At 65.2% G+C, this 22,586-nt stretch carries 14 protein-coding genes; 7 read left to right on the forward strand and 7 right to left on the reverse strand.

Going from position 1 to position 22,586, the window contains the following annotated elements; all coding sequences use genetic code 11:
- Position 1: 1 nt before the first annotated feature.
- The 3 genes from mmsA to ACZY0Q_RS15440 all read right to left on the reverse strand — a co-directional run bounded on the left by mmsA (position 2) and on the right by ACZY0Q_RS15440 (position 3,822).
- On the reverse strand, positions 2–1,531 hold the full coding sequence (mmsA, locus tag ACZY0Q_RS15430; RefSeq protein WP_463918148.1) for a multiple monosaccharide ABC transporter ATP-binding protein: 1,530 nt from the start codon (positions 1,529–1,531) through the stop codon (positions 2–4).
- A gap of 111 nt (positions 1,532–1,642) precedes the next feature.
- Complete coding sequence (gene chvE / locus ACZY0Q_RS15435) at positions 1,643–2,767, reverse strand: multiple monosaccharide ABC transporter substrate-binding protein (protein WP_463918150.1); 1,125 nt, start codon at positions 2,765–2,767, stop codon at positions 1,643–1,645.
- Between the two features lie 224 nt (positions 2,768–2,991).
- On the reverse strand, positions 2,992–3,822 hold the full coding sequence (locus ACZY0Q_RS15440) for a putative protein N(5)-glutamine methyltransferase (RefSeq protein WP_463918152.1): 831 nt from the start codon (positions 3,820–3,822) through the stop codon (positions 2,992–2,994).
- 346 nt (positions 3,823–4,168) lie between these two features.
- On the opposite strand from ACZY0Q_RS15440, the gene ACZY0Q_RS15445 reads away from it, so the two are divergent.
- Positions 4,169–7,156, forward strand: coding sequence for an alpha-amylase family glycosyl hydrolase (locus tag ACZY0Q_RS15445; RefSeq protein ID WP_463918672.1), 2,988 nt, complete (start codon positions 4,169–4,171; stop codon positions 7,154–7,156).
- Positions 7,157–7,174: 18 nt separating this feature from the next.
- Here ACZY0Q_RS15445 and ACZY0Q_RS15450 read toward each other — a convergent pair whose 3' ends face one another.
- Entirely contained in the window at positions 7,175–7,864 is a 690-nt protein-coding gene (locus ACZY0Q_RS15450; RefSeq protein WP_463918154.1) for a GntR family transcriptional regulator, read from the reverse strand.
- Positions 7,865–8,020: 156 nt separating this feature from the next.
- Between ACZY0Q_RS15450 and ACZY0Q_RS15455 the strand changes: the two genes are divergently transcribed.
- A complete protein-coding gene (locus ACZY0Q_RS15455) occupies positions 8,021–9,760 on the forward strand; it encodes an L-lactate permease (protein ID WP_463918156.1) in 1,740 nt (579 codons plus the stop codon).
- Positions 9,760–12,585 (forward strand): FAD-binding and (Fe-S)-binding domain-containing protein, encoded by a 2,826-nt coding sequence (locus ACZY0Q_RS15460; RefSeq protein ID WP_463918157.1) that lies wholly within the window; start codon positions 9,760–9,762, stop codon positions 12,583–12,585. The genes ACZY0Q_RS15455 and ACZY0Q_RS15460 overlap by 1 nt, the downstream gene beginning before the upstream one ends.
- Before the next feature lie 75 nt (positions 12,586–12,660).
- Here ACZY0Q_RS15460 and malQ read toward each other — a convergent pair whose 3' ends face one another.
- Positions 12,661–14,901 carry a 4-alpha-glucanotransferase gene (gene malQ / locus ACZY0Q_RS15465; protein ID WP_463918159.1) on the reverse strand — a complete coding sequence of 747 codons (2,241 nt, stop codon included), beginning with the start codon at positions 14,899–14,901 and terminating at the stop codon, positions 12,661–12,663.
- 243 nt (positions 14,902–15,144) lie between these two features.
- Here malQ and ACZY0Q_RS15470 point away from each other — a divergent pair, with 243 nt between their 5' ends.
- A complete protein-coding gene (locus ACZY0Q_RS15470) occupies positions 15,145–17,859 on the forward strand; it encodes a GH32 C-terminal domain-containing protein (protein ID WP_463918162.1) in 2,715 nt (904 codons plus the stop codon).
- A 74-nt stretch (positions 17,860–17,933) separates the two neighbouring features.
- Here ACZY0Q_RS15470 and ACZY0Q_RS15475 read toward each other — a convergent pair whose 3' ends face one another.
- Both ACZY0Q_RS15475 and ACZY0Q_RS15480 read right to left on the reverse strand, forming a co-directional pair.
- The gene (locus ACZY0Q_RS15475; RefSeq protein ID WP_463918164.1) at positions 17,934–18,227 is read right to left on the reverse strand and encodes a putative quinol monooxygenase; all 294 of its coding nucleotides are present in this window, start codon (positions 18,225–18,227) and stop codon (positions 17,934–17,936) included.
- Between the two features lie 64 nt (positions 18,228–18,291).
- A complete protein-coding gene (locus ACZY0Q_RS15480; protein WP_463918673.1) occupies positions 18,292–19,293 on the reverse strand; it encodes a LacI family DNA-binding transcriptional regulator in 1,002 nt (333 codons plus the stop codon).
- 164 nt (positions 19,294–19,457) lie between these two features.
- Here ACZY0Q_RS15480 and ACZY0Q_RS15485 point away from each other — a divergent pair, with 164 nt between their 5' ends.
- The 3 genes from ACZY0Q_RS15485 (at position 19,458) to ACZY0Q_RS15495 (ending at position 22,523) form a co-directional block, all read left to right on the forward strand.
- A complete protein-coding gene (locus ACZY0Q_RS15485; protein ID WP_463918165.1) occupies positions 19,458–20,579 on the forward strand; it encodes a substrate-binding domain-containing protein in 1,122 nt (373 codons plus the stop codon).
- A 106-nt stretch (positions 20,580–20,685) separates the two neighbouring features.
- A complete protein-coding gene (locus tag ACZY0Q_RS15490; RefSeq protein WP_463918166.1) occupies positions 20,686–21,732 on the forward strand; it encodes an ABC transporter permease in 1,047 nt (348 codons plus the stop codon).
- Positions 21,729–22,523, forward strand: a complete 795-nt coding sequence (locus tag ACZY0Q_RS15495) for an ATP-binding cassette domain-containing protein (RefSeq protein WP_463918167.1) — start codon at positions 21,729–21,731, stop codon at positions 22,521–22,523. Before ACZY0Q_RS15490 ends, ACZY0Q_RS15495 begins: the two co-directional genes overlap by 4 nt.
- Positions 22,524–22,586: the final 63 nt, after the last annotated feature.

The following is a 22,586-nucleotide window of genomic DNA, read 5'->3' on the forward strand; positions in this document are numbered from 1 at the left end:
CCTATTCCTTCTCTTGGGTCATGTAGTGCATGAGGGTTTCCTGGGATGCTTCGGCGATGGGCACTTCGCCGGTGATGTGGCCGGCGGACAGGGTGTAGATCCTGTCGCAGATGCCGAGGAGTTCGGGCAGTTCCGAGGAGATGACAATGACAGCTTTTCCCTCCGCCGCGAGCTTGGCGATGATGGTGTAGATCTCGAATTTTGCGCCGACGTCGATCCCGCGGGTGGGTTCATCGAGGATCAGCACGTCCGGGTCCGAGAACATCCATTTGCTCAGGACCACTTTCTGCTGGTTTCCCCCGGAGAGTTTGCCGGTGATGGCTGCAACTGAGGGTGCCTTGATGTTCATGCTCTTGCGGTAACCGTTGGCCACCACCGTTTCGCGATTTTTGTCCACCCAGCCGCCCTTGACGAGCTTGCGGAGCGCGGCCATGGAGATGTTCCGCTGGATATCCTCGATGAGGTTCAGGCCGTAGCGCTTCCGGTCTTCGGTGGCGTAGGCGATCCCGTGCCCGATCGCCTGGGACACCGTGGAGGTGTTGATTTCCTTGCCGTATTTGTACACCTTCCCGGACACCGCAGTACCGTAAGTGCGTCCGAATACGCTCATGGCCAGCTCGGTCCGGCCGGCTCCCATCAGGCCCGCGAGGCCCACCACTTCGCCCTTGCGGACGTTAAGGCTGGCGTTGTGCACCACCATGCGCGTGTGGTCCTGCGGATGCCTGACGGACCAGTCCTCGATCCGCAGGACTTCCTCCCCGATTATCGGGTCCCGGTCCGGGTAGAGGCTTTCCAGGTCCCGGCCCACCATGCCGCGGATGATCCGCTCCTGCGTGATCTGGCCTTCATCGAGCCGAAGTGTCTCGATGGTTTTGCCGTCGCGGATGATGGTGACGGCGTCTGCTACTTTGCGGATTTCGTTGAGCTTGTGGCTGATGATGATGCTGGTGATGCCCTGGCCCTTCAGATGCAGGATCAGGTCCAGGAGGTGGCCGGAGTCCTCATCGTTGAGCGCCGCTGTGGGCTCGTCCAGGATGAGGAGCTTGACTTCCTTCGACAGCGCCTTGGCGATCTCCACCAACTGCTGCTTGCCCACGCTGATGTGCTGGACCGGTGTGATGGGGTTTTCGCTCAGGCCCACCCGGGCCAGCAGTTTGGCGGCCTCCAGGTTGGTCTTCCGCCAGTCCACCCAGCCGTTTTTGGCCTGCTCGTTTCCGAGGTAGATGTTTTCGGCGATCGAGAGGTAGGGGCTCAGGGCGAGCTCCTGGTGGATGATGACGATGCCGCGCTTCTCGCTGTCGTTGATGCTGGCGAAGTTGCAGGGCTCGGTTTCGAAAAGGATGTCCCCGTCGAAGGAGTTGTGCGGGTAGACCCCGGACAGGACTTTCATCAGGGTGGACTTGCCAGCCCCGTTCTCTCCGCAAATGGCGTGGACCTCGCCACGGTTCACGTCCAGGGTGACATCCTGCAGGGCTTTCACGCCCGGAAAGGTTTTAGTGATTCCTCGCATTTGAAGAATGGGTGTGTTCATCGTCAATTCCCACTGACTGGTTGGAAAACTGGACCGGCCTGCGGCTGCAGGGGCCTACGGGAAAGGGTTGCGGCCAGGCCGTGCGGCCTGGCCGCAACCCCGCAAGAAGCGTTACTTGACGTCGGCGTCGGTGTAGTAGCCGGAGTCGATGAGTTCCTTCTTGTAGTTTTCCGCAGTGATGATCACGGACTTGAGCAGGTAGGCCGGAACCACCTTGACCTTGTTGTTGTAGGTCTTGGTGTCGTTGACCTCCGGCTCCTGGCCCTTCAGCAGGGCGTCAACCATCTTCACTGCCTGGGAACCCAGCTGGCGGGTGTCCTTGAAGATGGTGGAGTACTGCTCACCGGCGATGATGGACTTCACGGAGCCCTTCTCAGCGTCCTGGCCCGTGACGACCGGCAGGTCGCCCTTGGCGTAGCCGCCGGTGCTGGTCAGTGCGGAGATGATGCCGATGGAGAGGCCGTCATAGGGGGAGAGCACACCGTCGAGCTTGGTCCCGGAGCTGTACGCCGCGGTCAGGACGTCCTCCATCCGCTTCTGGGCAACAGGGGCCTGCCAGCGCAGGATGGCTGCCTGCTCGAACTTGGTCTGGCCGCTGGGGACCTTGAGGGTTCCGGCGTCCAGGTACGGCTTCAGCGTGTCCATGGCGCCGGTCCAGAAGAAGTTGGCGTTGTTGTCATCCGGGCTGCCGGCGAAAAGCTCAACGTTAAACGGGCCCTTGCCCTCCACCTTCTTGCCGCTGGCATCAACCAGGCCTAGACCTGTCAGCAGGGACGTTGCCTGCTGCACGCCCACCGTGTAGTTATCGAACGTGGTGTAGAAATCAACGTTCGGGGTGCCGTTGATGAGGCGGTCGTAGGCGATGACCTTGACGTTCTGTTCCTTCGCCTTGGCGAGCACATCGGTCAGGGTGGTTCCGTCGATGGCGGCGATAATGAGCGCCTTGGCGCCCTTGGTCAGCATGTTCTCGATCTGCGATACCTGCGTGGGGATGTCGTCGTTGGCGAACTGCAGGTCAGTCTTGTAACCAAGCCCCTTCAAGGACTTTTCCACGTTTCCGCCGTCGGCGATCCAACGCTCGGACGTCTGGGTGGGCATCGAGATACCCACCAGGGACTCACTGGGATTCGCTGTGGCTTCCGGGGTGGCTGTTCCGCCCCGGCTTCCGCACCCTGTGGCACCCACAGTGACTGCGAGGACGACGGCGACGGCGCCCAGGAATTTCCTAATTCTCACGATTTCTCCTCCCGCGGAAGCTTGTCCGCGAAGTGGTGCTGGGTCGGCAGGCGTCTGCGCTTGCCGGTAGAGCGGTACTGCCTTGGTGTGCAGGGCCCGAGCCCTGGACATCTGAAGAGCTGCCAACAGGCAGGCGCTGAGGTCTCGTGTCCCGGAAGCCTATTTCCGCCTTAGTGTTGTTAGCGCTAACAAGAAGGGTATTGCAGAGTTGAATGTGAGTCAAATCACTTTATATCTGCCCGTCCGACTACAACGGTGCCGTCCAGTTCTTCCGAGCGGACAGCCCTGACCGCGAAGCCTGCACCCGCCAGGATAGACCCCGTCCCCGCGGCCTGCCGCTCACTGGTTTCGATGATGAGGTTTCCGCCCGGCTGCAGCCATTCGTTGGCCTCGGCAGCGACGCGGCGGTGGAAGTCCAGTCCGTCCGGGCCGCCGTTGAGCGACCACAACGGCTCGTGGTCGCGTGCCTCGTGCGGCATCGAATCAATGGCACCGGTGGGGACATAGGGGGCGTTGACAGCCAGCACCCGGATCCGTCCCCTGATGGTGTGCGGGAGTGCCTCGAACAGGTCGCCCTGGTGGACCTCACCACCCAAACGGCCAATGTTCCGGCGGGCGCAGGCCACAGCGGCCGGGTCAATGTCCGCCGCATGGAGTTCCAGGCCTGCAATCCGGGCGGCGATGGCGGCACCCACGGCACCGGACCCGCAGCAAAGGTCCACGACTATGGCGGGCTCCGAACCATGCCGGCGCTCCCGCCCCGGGTCCGCCCAGAGCAGCGCTGCGGCCTCGTTCACCACGAGCCCGGTGCGCCGGCGCGGGACAAAAACCCCTGCATCGAGCTCAATCCGGAGTCCGCAGAATTCTGCCCAGCCGAGGATGTGTTCCAGCGGATACCCGGCAACGCGCCTCTCCAACGCCGAAGCGACGCGGTCGGGGCCAGACACTTCGGCGAGGAGAAGGCGGGCTTCCTCCTCCGCAAAGACGCACCCTGCCGCGCGAAGCCGCTCAGCGATCCCCGCAAGGGTCTCAACATGAAATTCCGTGGCTGACATGAGTACACCTTCCGCGAACTGATGGCTCCGGGCGCCGTCGCCCGCCTCTGAATGTACGCGAAGGTAGCCTCCGGCGGCATGTCTAAAAAGACTGGATTTATTCGGTGCAAGCGCTTACAGTGTGCCGTGGTTCACCTGGCGATCGTTCCGTAATCGCCATCGCGAACCGCACACCTGACCGCCAACTGACGCCCGCACTCACATCTCCCCAGCACATGTCCCAGCAGCCTGTACAGCAACGCCGCTACCAGGAAGGTCTCCTGACGTGAACACACGCACCCGCAGAGGCTCCAACCCACGCCTCAACCACCCCACCACACCATGGCTGGGACTGCTCGTCGCAGCCATGCTCGTGTCCACTTCCGTCCTCCCGGCGCACGCCGCGCCGGGCCCGAAGGACCCGGGGTCGCCGTCGGCCCTTCACTCCCTCCGCGCCCCGGTGACGGACGAGAATTTCTACTTTGTGATGGCTGACCGGTTCAGCAACGGGGACACAACCAATGACGACGGCGGCCTCGGCACCGACCCCATGGTGTCCGGCTTCGACCCCACCCAAAAGGGTTTTTACAACGGCGGCGACCTGGCCGGGCTGCTGGACAAGATCGACTACATCCAGGGCCTGGGAACCACGTCCATCTGGCTCACTCCCAGCTTCAAAAACAAGGCGGTACAGCCCGAGGACAAGTCAGCCGGCTATCACGGCTACTGGATCACCGACTTCACCCAGATCGATCCCCATCTGGGCACCAACGACGAGTTGAAGGCCCTTATCGACGAAGCCCATTCGCGCGGCATGAAGGTGTACTTCGACATCATCACCAACCACACCGCGGACGTGATCGGCTACGAAGAGGGCGCCCGCAAGACCTACGTCTCGAAGGACGCCGAGCCGTACAAGTCGGCTGCCGGCGACGAGTTCGACGACCGCGACTTCGCCGGGTCGAAGGAGTTCCCGGAGCTTGATGCCAAGACGTCTTTCCCCTACGTTCCCGTCCTTGACCCGGCCGAACAAAACCTGAAAGTTCCCGCCTGGCTGAACGATCCCACGCTGTACCACAACCGCGGCGACACCACCTTCCAAGGTGAGGACTCCTATTATGGCGATTTCTTCGGCCTGGATGACCTCTTCACCGAGAACCCCAAAGTGGTGGACGGCATGGAGGAGATCTACAAGTCCTGGATCGGCGATTTCGGCGTGGACGGCTTCCGGATCGACACCATGAAGCACGTCAACAACGAGTTTTGGCAGGAATTCGGCCCGGAAATGCTCAGCTACGCCAAGGCCCAGGGCAAGGACGAGTTCTTTATGTTCGGCGAGGTCTTCGACACCACCAAGTCCTTCACCTCGCAGTTCACCACCCGCAACCAGATGCAGGCCGTATTGGACTTCCCGTTCCAGGAGGCGGCCCGGAACTTCGCGTCCAAGAGCCATGACACCCGCTCGCTGGAGACTTTCTTTGCCGGCGACGACTGGTACACCGACGCCGATTCCAACGTCTACCAATTGCCCACCTTCCTGGGCAACCACGACATGGGCCGGATCGGCAGCTTCATCGCGGCCGACAACCCGAGTTCAGCCGACACGGAGCAGGTGGCCCGCGACCAACTGGCCCACGAGCTGATGTATTTCTCCCGCGGCAACCCGGTGATCTACTACGGCGACGAGCAGGGCTTCACCGGCCCCGGCGGCGACCAGGACGCCCGGCAGACGCTCTTCGCCAGCCAGGTGCCGGAGTACCTCGACGACGACCTGTTAGGCACCGAGGCCACGCACGCCACCGACAACTTCAACGCCGGCCACCCGCTGTACTCGAAGATCAGCCAACTCGCCGCCCTAGCCAAGGACCACCCTGCCCTGCGCGACGGCGCCCACCAGCACCGCTACGCCGCCGAGGGGCCCGGGATCTACGCCTTCTCCCGCACCGACGCGGAGGACCAGCGTGAGTACGTTGTGGCCCTGAACAACAGCGAACAGCCGCAGACCGCCGAGGCTCCTACGTACATCGGCAAGCGCACCTACACCCGGATTTACGGCGACGCCGCCGAGGAATCCAAGACCTCCGCAGACGGAAAGCTGACGGTCACCGTCCCGCCGCTGTCCGCTGTGGTCTACGAGTCATCGGGCCGCATTCCGCACTCCAAGGCGGCTCCTGCCGTCGCACTCCAGGAACCTGCCGCGGCACCGGCGGATAACGGCCGGATCAACGTAACGGCCGACGTCGGCGGTGCTTCGTTCTACGAGGTCACCTTTGAGGCCAGGACAGCGGGCGGTGGCTGGGCGCCGATCGGCACCGACGACACTGCGCCGTACCAGGTGTTCCACGATGTGGCCGCCTTGGATGCAGGCACCGCCCTGGAATACCGGGCCACCGTCCTGGACAACGGGGGCCACCGGGCCACCAGCCAGCCCCGGGCGGCCGCAGTTCCGGCGCCGGTCCTGACAATGCAGACGCCTTTGGAAGGAAGCAGCGTGAAGGGGGCCGTTGAACTCGGTGCCACGGCCGATCCGGAAAAATCCAGCCACGTGGTGTCCTTCGAGCGCAGCGTGGCCGGCGGCGGGTGGGCGGCCGTGGGCTCCGACGATTCCTCGCCGGTGTACTCCGTGGTTGACGACCTGGCGGCACTCGAGCTCGCGGACGGCACGAAGGTGCAGTACCGAGCCAGCATGAGCGGCGCCGGCTTCAGCGTGGTCAGCGAGACGCGGACAGTCGTTGTGGGTGAGGCCCCGCAGCCCGATTCGGTGACCGTGGCCGGGACGCTGAACTCCGGGATGGGCTGCCCCGCGGATTGGGACCCGGCCTGCCCGGCGGCGTTCATGACCCTGGACCCGGCGGACAACATCTGGCGGCTCACGGCAGACCTGCCAGCCGGTCAGTACGCGTATAAGGCAGCGCTCAACGGCAGCTGGGACGTGAACTACGGCGCCGGCGGAGTGCTTGGCGGCAGCGACATCGTGCTGGACCATCCCGGCGGGGCCGTCACGTTCCGCTACGACAACAGCACGCACGTCCTCAGCGCCGGGTATGCCTCACAACAGCCGGGTGCCGTTGCCATCGCGGGAAGCCTGGACAACGAACTCGGGTGCGCTGCCGACTGGGAGCCCACCTGCGACCAGGCCCAGTTGACGCTGGACCCGGCAACGCTGGTGTGGAAGCTGTCCGCGCCGGACCTGCCGGCCGGCACGTACGAGTTCAAGGCGGCGCTGAACCGCAGCTGGGACGTGAATTACGGGGCTGGCGGGGTTCCCAACGGCGGCAACATCTCCTACACGCACGACGGCGGCCCGGTCACCTTCCGCTACGACCACACCACCCACCTGCTCACGGCGGGCTAGCTCACCGCGGGTTGGCGACTACTCCTGCAGCCCCGACGGATACTCAGCCTCTGGGCCAGCTGTTCCCCCCATAGCGGCGACGAGCCGTTCACGCGCGCGCCCAAGGTGCTCGTCCAGCAGTTTGGCGGCGGCCTCGCCCTGGCCGCCCTCGATCAGCTCGAGGATCTTCTGGTGTTCGGCCAGTATCAGCTCCGTGTCCAGGAGGTGCAGCGACTGGACCCGGACCATACACAGCCGCACCTCACCCACAAGCGAGCGGTACATCCGGCTGATGCGTTCATTGGCCACTGCGTCGATCAGGCTTGTATGGAAACGCATGTCCGGTTCCACAACGTCCAGCGGCGCGCCCGACTTCACTGCCGCGATATCGCGGTTGGCCTGGACCGCCCCTTGCGGAACGTCTTTGGTGCGCGCCAGCCGGCGGAGTACTTCGCTTTCCAGATAGGCGCGTGCCAGGTAGATGTCCCGCACTGATTCCGGCCCGAGATCAACAACACGTGCTGTCTTGTGCGTGCCGCGGTCCAGCAGCCCCTCCGCCACGAGCTTCTCAATCGAGGCCTTGGCGGTGGGGCGTGCCACTTCATACGACGTGGCGACGTCTGTCTCAGTGAGCGCCTCGCCGGAACCCAGCTCACCCGAGAAGACGCGGCTCCGCAGATCCGCAGCGATGGCGTCCACGATCGAAACTGCTGCAATACGGCCGACCATGCGCGTGTCCTCCCGAACCACCAAACCAACTGAACCAAAACCCAATTCCTTCAATCTTGCCAGACAAGTCAACACATGCACTTGACCAACATGTGTACTTGTTAGACAATCGAAAGGCGCCACGGTGTTGTGACGCCTAACACAATCTGGAGACACATGTTTCAGCAGATCCTCGACCCCATTGCCGGGTCCCTAGTGCTTTCCGCCCTTTTCGCGGCGCTTCCCCTCGTCCTGCTATTTGTTCTGCTGGGCGTTTTTAGGGTCAAGGCACCCAAAGCAGCCCTGTCCAGCCTCGCCCTGTCCCTCGTGCTTGCCATCGTTGGCTGGCAGATGCCGGCGGCCCAGGCCCTTAGCGCCACCGCGGCCGGCATCTTCTACGGCCTGTTCCCCATCCTGTGGATCCTGGTGAATGCGCTGTGGATCTACCGCCTCACCGTGGCCACGCCTTGGTTTGAAGTGCTGGGACGCACTATCCGTTCCATCTCGAACGACCTCAGGATTTTGTCCATCCTGATCGCTTTCTGCTTCGGGGCCCTGCTGGAATCCCTGGCCGGCTTTGGCGCGCCAGTTGCCATCTCCGCCGCCATGCTGATGGCTGCAGGAATGAAGCCGCTGAAGTCAGCAATTGTCTCGCTGCTGGCCAACACCGCCCCGGTAGCGTTCGGCGCGATGGCCGCGCCGATCATCGCCCTGAACGGCGTAACAGGCCTGCCGCTGAACGAGCTTTCCTCGATGGCCGGCCGCCAGACTCCGTTCATCGCCCTGATCGTTCCGCTGCTGCTGGTGTTCATCGTCGACGGCCGGCGCGGAGTGAAGCAGACCTGGCCCGTAGCCCTCGTGGCAGGCGTCGCCTTTGGTGCGGCGCAGTTTGTCACCTCCAACTACTTCGCCGTGGAACTCACTGACGTTGTGGCCGCCGTGGTAACAGTGGCCGCCGTGCTCCTGATGCTGAAGGTGTGGCAGCCGAAAGAAACCATCGGAATGGGTGGCTCAGTTCAGGCTGCACCGGAAGCAGCCGAGGCAGCCCCCGTCGGTTCCCGCGCAGGTGGCGGTTCAGTGAGCCGAGCCAACTCGAAACACTCTGCCGAACAGCCCGCCACGGGCAGTGCTGAACGAACTGACAGCGCAGTCCCCACGGATAACTCGCGGCCCGAGCCTCGGCAGATCTGGATGGCGATCGCCCCTTACCTGATCATCATCGCGGTGTTCTCGGTGGCGCAGATTCCGTTCGTCAAAGCCTGGCTGAGCCAGGTTGGCAGCGTCACGTTCGCGTGGCCGGGCCTGGACATCACCGATTCGGCCGGCAAGGCAGTCGCGGCCACGAAGTTCAAGCTGGACCACCTCAAGGCGACCGGCACGCTGCTGCTGTTCTCCGGCCTGCTCACCATGCTGCTGTACAGAATCACCGCATCACAAGGCCTGCGCGTCTACCGGGACACCCTGGTACAGCTGCGCTGGACAATCGTTACCGTCACGGCCGTGCTGGGCCTCTCCTTCGTCATGAACCTCTCCGGCCAGACCACTACCCTTGGCTTTGCGCTGGCCTCCGCGGGCGGTTTCTTCGCCGTCCTTTCGCCATTGATCGGCTGGATTGGTGTGGCACTCACCGGCTCCGACACATCCTCCAACTCGCTGTTCGGCCAGATGCAGGCCACCGCGGCGGAGCAGACCGGCCTGTCACCGGTGCTGATGGCAGCCTCCAACTCCTCCGCCGGGGTGATGGGGAAGATGCTGTCGCTGCAGAACCTGGCCGTAGCCTCGGCGGCGGTGGGCCTTGACGGTGCCGAGGGAACCCTGTTCCGGAAGATCCTCGGTTGGAGCCTTGGCCTGCTGGCGCTCATCACCGTGCTGATCTTCCTGCAGTCCACCCCCGTCCTGGGCTGGATGGTCCCCTGATGGCGCCCGTGGACTTGGCTGGCCTGCGCGCGGCGGTGAAGGATCCCGCCCAGGTGAAGACCCGGGCGATCGACCTGCACTCGAACGCCCATGATGCGTCGCACTTCCTGCTGATCCCGCAGGCAGTGGTCACGGCGGGGAGCGCCGCCGAGGTAGGCGGACTGCTCCGTGCGAGCGCCGCCCAGGGCGTCCCTCTGACGTTCCGCTCCGGCGGAACCAGCCTCAGCGGCCAGGCGGTCACCGATGGCGTGCTGGTGGACGTCCGGCGCAACTTCCGGGACATCGAAGTGCTCGACGACGGTGCACGGGTCCGCGTCCAGCCCGGCGTCACGGTCCGGGCCCTCAACGCGAGGCTCGCCCGCTATGGACGGAAGTTCGGCCCTGATCCGGCCAGCGAGGCGGCGTGCACGATCGGCGGCGTGGTGGCCAACAATTCCTCCGGCATGAACTGCGGCACCGTGGACAACACCTACCGCACGCTGGAGTCCCTGACCGTGGTGCTGCCCTCCGGCACAGTGATCGACACCGGAGCGCCGGACGCCGAGCAGAAACTCCGCGCCCTCGAACCGGAACTCTACGCAGGCCTGGCCCGGCTGTCAGAGCGGGTCCGAAACAACGCGGACTCCGTGCAGCGGATCCGGCAGCAGTTCTCCATGAAGAACACCATGGGCTACGGGCTGAACTCCCTCCTGGACTTCCAGACCCCAGTGGACATCATTGCCCACCTGATCGTCGGCAGCGAAGGCACCCTGGGTTTCGTGGCGGAGGCGATCTTCCGCACCATCCCAAGACTCCAGCATGCCGCCGCGGGCCTGCTGGTGTTCCCTGACCTCGAGGCCGCCAACGCGGCGCTGCCTGCCCTCGTTGAAACGGGGGCCGCCACCATTGAGCTGATGGATGCGCTGTCATTGAAGGTGGGCCAGACGCTCAAGGGAACTCCCGCCGTCGTGCAGGACCTTGACGTGCGGGACCATGCCGCACTCCTGGTGGAGTATTCTGCCGGCAGCGCAGGGAACCTGGCCGAGCTCCAGGTCAACGGCGAGGGCATCCTCGACGGCCTCGGGCTGTCCGCCCCCGCCCGCTTCACCGGCGATTCCCGCGAACGCGGCCAGCTCTGGCAGTTGCGCAAGGGCCTCTACGCCTCCGTCGCCGGTGCGCGCCCCCAGGGCACCACCGCGCTGCTGGAAGACATTGTGGTCCCCGTCCCGGTGCTGGGCCGCACCTGCCGGGAACTGATCCGGCTTTTCGACAAGTACAGCTACGGCAACAGCGTGATCTTCGGCCACGCCAAGGACGGCAACGTCCACTTCATGCTCACCGACGGTTTCGCCACCGCCGCTGAACTGGACCGTTACAGCGCCTTCACCGAAGACATGGTGGACCTGGTTCTCGCCGAGGGCGGATCCCTGAAGGCCGAGCACGGGACAGGGCGCGTCATGGCACCCTACGTCCGCAGGCAATACGGCGATGAGCTCTATGACGTCATGCGCAGCATCAAGCGGCTGTTTGATCCTGCCGGGATGCTTAACCCGGGAGTGCTGATGGACGAAGACCCGTTGGCGCACCTGCGGCACATCAAGACAGCCCCGCCGGTCGCCGAGGAAGTGGACCGCTGCGTCTCTTGCGGCTATTGCGAGCCGGTGTGTCCCAGCAAGGACATCACCCTGACGCCGCGGCAGCGGATCGTCACGCTTCGCGCCATCGAATCCGCGCGGCTGGCCGGGGACGCGGCGCTGGTCAAGGAACTGGAAAAGGACTACGAGTACGAGTCTGTGGATACGTGCGCCGTGGACGGGATGTGCCAGACCGCCTGCCCGGTGGACATCAACACCGGATCGCTCGTCAAGAAGCTGCGGCAGGCCGACGCCGGCCCGCTCGCCAACGGCGTGTGGAATGCCGCCGCCAAGCACTGGGAGGGCGTCACCCGGGGTGCTTCGCTGGCCCTGACTGTGGTCAATAAGCTCCCTGCCGCCGTCATCGCCCCGCCCAATAAGGCCGCGCGGGCAGTGCTTGGGCAAGACACAGTCCCGCTGTATTCGGCCGAACTGCCGGGCGGCGGTTCGGTGCGGAAGCGTCCGACGCCGGCGGGCGAAGCGGACGCTGTCTACTTCCCTGCGTGCGTGGGGACCATGTTCGGGCCTGCGGCTACGGTCCAGGATCGCCAAGGGAAAGGCGTCCAATACAGCTTCGAACAGCTTTGTGCCAGGGCAGGGCTGATTCTCCTTGTGCCGGAAGGGATCGACGGCCTCTGCTGCGGCACCCCCTGGTCTTCCAAAGGCATGGCCGCCGGCCAGGAAGCGATGCGGGAGAAGACCGTCGCAGCGCTCCGGGAGGCCACCAGGGACGGCGAGCTGCCGATCGTTTGCGACGCGTCCTCCTGCACCGAGGGCCTGCGCCATGCCGTCGAATCTGACACGCCGGCACCAGGGCAGCGTCCACTGCGCATGGTGGACGCCGTGGACTTCGTTGCCGACCGGATCCTTCCCGGACTGCCCAATCACGGGAAGCTGGAATCGTTGGCCCTGCACCCCACCTGCTCCTCCACCCGGATGGGGCTCAACGATGCCCTGGGTGCCGTGGCCGGCGCGGTCGCCGATCGCGTGGAGGTCCCGGAAAACTGGGGCTGCTGCGCATTCGCAGGGGACCGTGGCATGCTGCACCCGGAGCTGACGGCATCAGCTACCGCAAAACAGGCCGCGGAAGTGGCGGACATGGGCGCTGCGGCGCACGCTTCCTGCAACCGGACCTGCGAATTGGGCATGACGCGGGCAACCGGCGCGCAGTACCGCCACGTGCTGGAACTCCTGGAGGAGGTTACCCGCTGACCCTCTGCAAGTGGATTACCGGTCGAGGACAGCTGCAGCAGGGGTCAGCTGCGGCAGTGCTCAGTTGCCGCATGGTCAGCTGCGGAGCGCCTCCGCAACCGCACCCAGCAAAGTGTTGAACCGCGGATTGGCAGGAAGGTCGTCGATGAACACCGGGCTGCCGTCCGGACCGCCGAGCGGGACCTGCCAGTTCGGGTACAGCGCCTCGGTGGTGCCCGGCTGGTTCTGCACGCGCCGCTCCCCCACGGCGTCCACCAGCGCCACTCCGAGAAGGACCGACGGCGTCTGGGCCAGCAGGCGGTGCAGCGCCTCTATGGTGCGTTCCTCGCTACCGTCGCCGCCGTCGGGACCGCTGCCGCCAGCACCACCCTCCGGCAGCAATCCGCGTTCCCGCAGCAGCCCCATCATTTTTTCGAGCGTGGCCGTGTGCTCCGCACGTTCCTCCGCCTCAGAACGTTCCAGCAGGCCCAGCCTGCTGCGGAGGGCCACGTGGTCTCCCGCCAGGTAGCCGGCGGTGGGCGGCAGGTCGTGGGTGTTGACGCTGGCGAGGGCCTGCACCCGGTACCGTTCCGGTGGCAGGGGTGAATCGCCGTCGTTCTCGAACCAGAGGATGGAGGTGCCCAGGATGCCGCGGGCAGCGAGGTAGTCGCGCACCCATGGTTCGAAGGTCCCCAGGTCCTCGCCGATCACCACGGCGCCGGCGCGCTGGGCCTCCAGCGTCAGGATGCCGATCAGGGCTTCGTGGTCGTACGTGACATAGGCGCCGTCGCGCGGGGAGTTGCCGGCCGGCACCCACCAGAGGCGGAACAGGCCCAGCACGTGGTCCACCCGGATGCCGCCGGCGTGCCGGAGCACGGTGGAGAGCATGTTGCGGAACGGTGCGTAGCCGGCCTCCGCGAGGCGGGTGGGATGCCACGGCGGCTGGTTCCAGTCCTGGCCCAGCTGGTTGTACATGTCCGGCGGCGCCCCCACGCTGATCCCGGGCGCCAGGACGTCACGGAGGGTCCAGGCATCGGCGCTGCTGAGGTCAACGCCGACGGCGAGATCGTGCACCACACCCAGCCGCATCCCGGCCCGGCGTGCCGCCTGCTGCGCGTTCTCAAGCTGTTCGTCGCAGATCCACTGCAGCCAGCGGTGGAACCCGATCCGGTCCGCAAGCTTCCCGCGCAGCGACTCCGCTTCAGCGGATCCCAGGGCGCAGTCCGGATCGGTCCAGAGCGGATGGTCCGGTGCCAGGTCTTCCCGGATGGCGGACCACAGGGCGAAGTCATCCAGTCCGGAGCCGGAGATCCGGCAGAATTCGTCGAACGCTGCCTGCCGTGCCAGCGAGCGCCGGGCGTGATACAGCAGTTCCAGGGCCTGGAGCTTGGCTGCGTACACGGCGTTGCGGTCCAGCCGTTCGCCGTCCTTGTTCAGGGCCTGGACCTGTTCCTGCAGCCTGTCCACCGTTGCGCGCTTGCGCGGCTTCAGGTAGGCGATTTCCGGGATGGCCTCCACCCGGATGTACAGCGGGTTGAAGAAACGCCGCGTGGACGGCGAGTACGGCGAGGGCTGGACCGGCGGCACGGGTTCGGCGGCGTGCAGCGGGTTGACCAGGACATAGTCTGCTCCGCGGGCGCCGCTGAGCGTGGCCAGGTCCGCGAGGTCGGCGAAGTCGCCGATCCCCCATGACCGTTTGGACCGCACGGAGTAGAGCTGGGTGGCCAGGCCCCAGCCGCGACGCTCCGTCAGGGAATCGGCGGTGGTGAGCCGCGCCGGAACCACCACCAGCGTGCCCTCGGCTGTGACGCCGTCGGACTCTGCCCGCAGCGTGTGCCAGCCCAGCGGCAACCCCTCCGGTACGGCGAAGGTGGCCCGGCCGGTGGCCACGCCATCCACGTCCTGGGGTGCCACCCAGACATCCTGCTGGACTGCCTCCACGGGACCGCCCGCGCCCGTTTCAAGCTCCACGTGCAGGCGTGCCGTGGCGCCGTCCCGGACGTGGACGGGAACCACCGCGGCTTCGCCCTGCTGAACCACGACGGCGGGAGGCAGCATCCGCCGCCACGGCGCCGCTTCCGCCTCGACCAGGGCGGTTTCGATCAGCTGGTTGGTGTGGGCCGGGACGCCGAGTGCTGCCAGGACCTTGATCAGTGTCTCCGCGGCGACGCTGTGCGGCAGCCCGTCCCAGCCGTGGAACGACGTGCCAACGCCGTGAGCGTCGGCGAGGCGCTGGAGAAGGTGCTGGTCCACGCGCCCATGACCGGCCGCATTAGCGTCGCCCGGAGGTACCGGTGTTCCGAAAATTTGAGCTTGCTGGTGGTCTGGAGCCTTCATGGAATGTCCGCCTCGCCTGGTGTGTGGGGCCCGAACTTACATTGCTGCTTTGCACGCCGGGGCTTCGCTGCGCCCCGGACACACGTTGGTTCCGATTATTGCAGGGGCCGCACCGGTCTGCTTCACCATCGGTCCATGACCGCTTCGAACCGTTGACTTGTCTTGTGGACATCCCCTACCGTTCCTGTCACTGACAACGTTGTCTATCCACTAGGCACGCGCGATGAAGGGCAACCCCTATCCATGCAAATCAACAAATCCCGAACGGTCATGACGTGTTCGGCACTCACCCTGGCAGGCCTCAGCCTCGCCGCAACACTCGCCGGGTCGGTCCCGGCCTGGGGCGCAGCGCAGGCTTCCGCTGAAACCCAGGCACCAGCCGCGCGAACCGTTTCCGAGGCCGACGCCGGTTCCGGAACGCCCCTCGGCGGGGAACAGTACCGGCCGGCCTTCCACTACTCACCGAAGCAGAACTGGATGAACGATCCCAACGGAATGGTCTTCCACAAGGGCGTCTACCACCTGTATTACCAGCACAACCCTTCGGGAAATGCGTGGGGCAACATGTCATGGGGGCACGCCACCTCCAAGGACCTGACGCACTGGACGGAGCAGCCGCTGGCCATCGCCACCGATGACCAGCAGGACATCTTCTCCGGCAGTGTGGTGGTGGACAAGGACAACACTTCAGGGTTCGGAACCGCCGAGAACCCGCCGCTGGTGGCCGTCTACACCAGCGCGTACAAGCCGGGCTCGCCCTATCAGGGACTGCAGGCCCAGTCGCTGGCCTACAGCCTGGACGACGGCCAGACGTGGACCAAGTACGACGCAAACCCGGTGCTGAACCGGAACTCTGCAAACTTCCGCGACCCCAAGGTTTTTTGGTACAGCACCCCGGGTGGCGGCGGCTACTGGGTGATGGCCGCCGTCGAGGCCACAGACCACAAGGTCCTGCTGTACAAATCCGGGAACCTCAAGGACTGGACGCTCCTGAGCGAATTCGGGCCGGCCAACGCCACCGGCGGGCTCTGGGAATGCCCGGACCTCTTCCCCCTGGCCGTCGACGGCGACCCCGCCAACATCAAGTGGGTCATGGTGGTCAACATCAACCCCGGCGGCGTTGCGGGCGGATCGGCCGGACAGTATTTTGTTGGCGACTTCGACGGCACCACCTTCACCTCCGAGACAACCAAAGCAAGCGATACCCTCCCCGCCGGAACCCCGCTCGCCGGCTTCAACAACGGCAGCTACGAGGGCTGGGCAGTGGCCAACGAACCAGGAAACTGGAAGAACGGCCCGTTCGGAGATGCTCCGGCCACCGGACCGCTGCCGGGACAAAACACGGTGAGCGGCTTTGCCGGGGCCGGGCTGATCAACTCCTTCAACGACGGCGACTGGCCCGTGGGCACCGCGGAATCACCACAGTTCACGGTCAGCAGCGACTACCTGAACTTCCTGGTGGGCGGCGGCCAGCATCCCCGCGTCTCGGACAAGCTGGACAACACCCCGCCGGCCGGCGACCTGCTGTTCAACGGGTTCGAGGTTCCGGACGGAACGTCAATGGCCGACGCCGGCTGGACCGGTACCGCCGACCTCGCACCTTCGTTCCAGCCCGCCACGTCCGGCGGTGACTTCTACATCGGCGCCAAGCGGATCAACACGTTTGATACCGGCGGCGCACCGGGCGACGACAGGCAGGGAACCATGACGTCGCCGTCGTTCACGCTCTCCCGGAACTTTATGAGCATGCTGGTGGGCGGCGGCCAGCGGGCCGCCGGCTCAGGTCAGCAGCTGGAGGTTCAGCTGCTGGTGGACGGCAACGTTGTCCGCAGCCTGGCCGGCGATGACGCGGGCGCCCTGAACTGGAAGGGCTGGGACGTTTCCGAGTTCGCCGGACAGCAGGCCCAGCTGCGGATCGTGGACCAGGCCACCGGCGGCTGGGGCCACCTGACACTGGACCACGTGATGCTCACCGACCAGGCCGCGGTGCCGCGGTCAGACGAGACCACCGTGAACCTGGTGGTGGACGGCCAGGTGGTCCGGACCGCCACGGGCGCCAACAGTGAGGTCCTGGACTGGGCGTCCTGGAACGTTGCCGAATTCAAGGGACGGCAGGCCAGCATCAAGGTGGTCGACAACAACCGTTTCGGCTGGGGCCACATCCTGGCCGATGAGTTCATAGCTTCGGAGCAGGCGGCCACACCGCGGATCCAGACCTACGACTGGCTGGACTACGGCCGGGACTACTATGCCTCGGTCTCCTTCGCCAACATGCCGCAGGACAAACGCATCATGCTGGGCTGGATGAACAACTGGGACTACGCCCAGGCCATCCCCACCTCGCCGTGGCGCAGCGCCATGTCACTGCCCCGGGAAGTTGCACTGACGCAGACTCCGGCCGGACCGCGCCTCACCCAGAAGGCCGTCAAGCAAGTGGATGACCTTGCCTCAAAGGCGAGTTACGCAGAGAAGCGGGCGCGGGACATTGCCCCCGGCACCACGGCGCTGCCTGCGGCGGCCTGGGGCCAGACCCAGCGGATTGATGTCACGCTCGCACCGGGCACGGCGTCACGGGCCGGAATCACCGTGCTGGGGAACGGTGGCACCGCCACCGAGATCGGGTACGACCGGACCACCGGCGAGGTGTACGTGGACCGGCAGAACTCGGGAGACACCAGCTTCCACCCGCTCTTCACCTCAGTGGACTCTCCGCCCGTCACCCTCGACGCAGACGGCACCGTGACCCTCCGGGTGTACCTCGACAGGTCCTCAGTCGAGGTCTTCACACAGGGCGGGCAGCGGACCATCACAGACCAGGTGTTCCCTGCAGCGGGAGCCAACCAGGTGGCGCTCTTCGCCGACGGCGGCACCGCGCAGCTGAAGTCGATCACGGTCACGCCACTGGCCCAGTCAATGTTCAGCACGTTGACCAAACCGGGGAAGGACCGCCAGAAGTAGGCTAATCCGTCCCGGGCTTGTCCTCGGTTCCCTGCCTTGAAGGTTAGGATCGCGGACAAGCCCGGGATTTGGCGTTAGTGAACCGGCTGGAGCCAGGTCAGCACTGAGCCGTCCTCTTCGATCAGATCCGCGAGCTCGCCGTTGAATCGGGCACCGTAGTCTGCGCTGATGTGCTCCTGAAACGCGGCGTCGTCGTCGTAGACCTCGAACACGAAGTACTCACGGGGGTTCGTTTCCCGGGTGTAGGGCAGGAAGAGCTGGTTTCCCGGTTCACGCCTTACCTCGTCGGTCAGTTCGCGCATCATCTCCGCCACCCGGTCTTCGCTGCCGGGCTTGACGGTGAATTCGGCGTAGAGCGTTTTAGTCATGGTTGTCCCCTCTGGATTGTTTGGATCTGCTGGTGGTTGGGTCTGCTGTGCATTGGATCTGGGCTCAGCCTGCGGGCGGCGGGAGCTCCCCGGAACCGCGCTGGATGAGCTCGGAGGGGACAACGTAGGTCTGCGGCGCACCGCCGTCGCCGTCGATCCGGGCCAGCAGCCGTTCCGCGGCGAGCTTCCCGATCCGCTCCGGGTGCTGGGCGATGACGGTGATGCCGGGCTCCATCATGTCCGCCAGGGTGAAGTCGTCAAAGCCCACCAGTGCCACACGGCGGCTGGCGCCAAGTTCCTTCAGCGCGCGCATGACGCCGAACGTGATGAGGTTCTGGCTGGAGAAGATCGCCGTGGGCGGATTCTCTGCCGTCAGGATCTCCAGGGCGGCCAGCCGGGCTGATTCCTCGTTGTGGAGTCCTTCCCGCACCGGCACGGCGGCCGTCGCCTGCCCTGCCCGGCCCAGTTCCTCAATGAATCCGCGACGCCGTTCCCGGGCGGTCTGGATGTCGGGGCGGTCGCCCAGATAGGCAAGCTTCGTGTGGCCATGCGCCATGAGATGGGCTGCCGCCCGAGCCGCGCCGACGGCGTTATCCGTCACCACAGAGTCGGCCTCTATGCCCACGGGCTCGCGGTCAATGAACACCATGGGCAGGTCCCGGGAATGTTCCGGGATGGCGTACGCCTGGCTCCGGGCAATGGGGGTCAGGACCAGTCCGTCCACGCGCCGGCCGAGGAACGCGGACACGAGCGCCTTTTCCCGCTCGGGGTCATCGTCCAGGCTGGCTGCGAAAACGGCTATCCCGCGTGCCGCCAGGGCGTCTTCCATTGCCCGGTGGATCTCACTGCTGAAGGGGTTGGCCACGCTGGGGAGCAGAAGCCCGATGGAAAGCGTCTGACGGCCCGTGCGGCGCAGGCTGCCCGCCGCCATATCCAGCTGGTAGTTGAGCTGCTGCGACGCCCCGAGCACCCGTTGCCGGGTGGCCTCTGAAACGCCCACTTCATCGTTCATCACCCTGGAGACGGTTTTGATGCCCACCCCGGCCAGCGCGGCGACATGGCGCATGGTGGGCCGGTTCTTGGCGGAGTCCGCCTGGTAACGATTCGACATCGTTGTCATTAACTCGCCCTTCATCATCGAATTTGTCTTGACTCTACCCTGTGACGTTGATTACATAGCTTCTGACATCGTTGTCAGGCACAGGATGTGCCACGAACGTAGGAGATTCAATGTTGAGTTCCAAAGCCACACCCAAGCTTTCACACCGCCTGCTGGCCATCGGCGCAGTCCTGACCCTCGGTACCCTCAGCCTCACCGCCTGTGGCGGCAATTCCAGCGCACCCGGGGCCAGCGGAGGTACCGCTGACGAAAAGATCGGCGTCTCCCTGATCGTTAAAACCACCACTAACCCCTTCTTCGTCTCCATGCAGGAAGGCGCCAAGAAGGCAGCGGAGGCAGACGGCGTTGACCTGAAGCTCGCCGCCGGCAAGGCAGATGGCGACGAGGACACCCAGATCCAGGCCATCGAGAACGCCATCTCCAAAGGTGACAAGGGCATCCTGATCACCCCCAACGGCCCCTCCGTGGTGGATGCCCTGAAGAAGGCCAAGGACGCCGGACTCTTTGTCATTGCCCTTGATACCCCGCCGGACCCCGCCGACGCCGCGGACATCACCTTCGCCACCGACAACTTCGCTGCCGGCGAGCTGATCGGCAAGTGGACCGCCGCGCAGCTTGGCGGCAAGAAGGCCACCATCGCCCTGCTGGATCTGTTTGACGACAAGGTTGTCTCCGTTGACTACAACCGCGACCAGGGCTTCCTGACCGGACTCGGCATCGACACCGCCGACAAGAAGAAGAACGGCGACGAAGCCAAGACCGGCAAGTACACCGGCGGCAAGGGCGGCGAGTACGAGATCGTCGGCAGCCAGGCCTCCCAGGGCGCCGAGGACGGCGGCCGTACCGGCATGGAGACCCTGCTGTCCAAGAACCCCAACATCAACGTTGTGTACACCATCAACGAGCCCGCGGCAGCAGGCGCCTTCGAGGCCCTGAAGTCCGCCGGCAAGGAGAAGGACGTCCTGATCGTCTCGGTCGACGGCGGCTGCGCCGGCGTGGACAACGTCAAGTCCGGCGTCATCGGTGCCACCGCCCAGCAGTACCCCGTGAAGATGGCCGAAATGGGCGTCAAGGCGATTGTTGAACTGGCCAAGACCGGCAAGAAGCCTGCCAACACCGCGGGCCTGGACTTCTTCAACACCGGCGTTGAGCTGGTCACGGACAAGCCCGCAGATGGCGTCAAGAGCATCACCACGACCGCGGCTTCCGATATCTGCTGGGGCAAGAAGTAGCCACCCAGCGTCACGCGGGGAGACCGGAGCCGCTTTCGGTCTCCCCGCAATCCATCCACCGAGCTAGCTCCGCCCTAGCAGCCATCACCAAAGATCAGGATCCATCGTGACCCAGCAACAGACCGCCGGTCCGCCCGCCGCAGGGCATGCCGACCTGGCGGAGGAATTCCTTGACCGGCAGACGCCGCTTAGCCGGATACGCAATATCCTCCACCGTTACCCCGCCGTCAGCCCCGCCCTCGTCCTCCTCATCGCCGTCGTCGTATTCGGACTTCTCAATGACAGGTTCCTGCGGGTTGAAAACCTCTCCCTGATTACGCAGCAGGTGTCCGTGGTGGGCACCCTTGCCATCGCCCAGACGCTCATCATCCTCACGGCAGGCATCGACCTTTCCGTCGGAGCGGTCATGATCCTCTCCTCCATGGTCGTGGCCCAAGTCGCCGTCGACAACGGACTACCCGCACCTCTCGCGCTGCTCGCGGGCCTCGTCGTCGGACTCGCCGCCGGAGCCCTCAACGGATTCCTGGTCACCAGGTTCCGGCTCCCCCCGTTCATCGTCACCCTCGGCACGCTGAACATCTTCATCGCACTGACGCTCCTCTACTCCAACGGAGCGACAGTGCGCGGCTCGGCCATGCCGGACCTGCTCACCTGGACAGGTACCACTTTCCCGGTAGGCCCGGTCAGGATCTCCACCGGCGTCGTCGTGATGCTCCTGCTCTACATCGCCATCGCGTTCATCCTCGGCAAGACCGCCTGGGGCCGGCACGTCTATGCCGTAGGCGATGACAAGGAAGCCGCCCGCCTGGCCGGCATCGCGGTGAACAAAGTCCTCATGAGTGTCTACCTCGCCGCCGGCGCCGTCCTGGCCGTCGGCGCCTGGATCCAGATCGGCCGCACCAACGCAGCCAGCCCCAACGCCGGCGTCGAACTGAACCTGGACTCCATCACCGCCGTGGTCATTGGCGGGACCAGCCTCTTCGGCGGGCGCGGCTCAGTCTGGGGAACCCTGCTGGGCGCCCTGATCGTAGGCGTCTTCCGCAATGGACTCTCCCTCGCAGGCCTCGATGTGCTCTACCAGACCCTCGCAGTGGGCGTCCTCATCATCCTCGCTGTGTCCATCGACCAGTGGATCCGAAAGGTGAAATCATGACCGCCATGCATCTGGAGTCCGCGGGGACGGAAGTCCGGCAACCCATCCTGCAAGCCCGGAACCTGGTTAAGACCTTCGGTCGCGTCGTAGGCCTGGACGGCGTCAGCCTGGACCTGTACCCGGGTGAAGTCCTGGCAATCATCGGCGACAACGGCGCCGGCAAATCCACCCTGATCAAGTGCCTCACCGGAGCAGAAGTACCGGACTCCGGCGAACTCTTTGTCTCGGGACAGCCGGTGCACTTCAAGCGGCCGCAGGACGCCCGGGTCCACGGCATCGAAACCGTCTACCAGAACCTGGCGGTCTCGCCCGCGCTCGATGTTGCCTCCAACCTCTTCCTGGGCCGGGAAGAACGCCTGGCCGGACCTCTCGGCAGCATCTTCCGGGTCCTGGACACCAAAGGCATGCGCCGCAAGGCAAAGGAGGAACTGACCCGGCTGGGCATCTCCACGCTGCAGGATGTCACCGTCCCGGTGGAAAACCTTTCCGGCGGCCAGCGCCAGGCAGTGGCGGTGGCCCGCGCCGCGGCCTTCGGCTCCAAGGTAGTGGTGCTGGATGAGCCGACGGCGGCGCTCGGCGTCCGGGAATCCAACCAGGTCCTGCAGTTGGTCAGGGACCTCCGGGACCGGGGACTGCCCGTCATCCTGATCAGCCACAACATGCCCCATGTGTTCGATGTGGCGGACCGGATCCACATCCAGCGCCTGGGCAAGTGCGCGGCAACAATCACCCCGCAGTCCCACAACATGACTGACGCCGTGGCCATTATGACCGGTGCCGCCACGGCCTGACCGCACCGTCTGGCCCTGCACCACCCGATTCACTCCCCACCTCCGTCCGCGGGCCTGCACCAG

It is taken from the genome of Pseudarthrobacter lactosi (assembly GCF_055412785.1).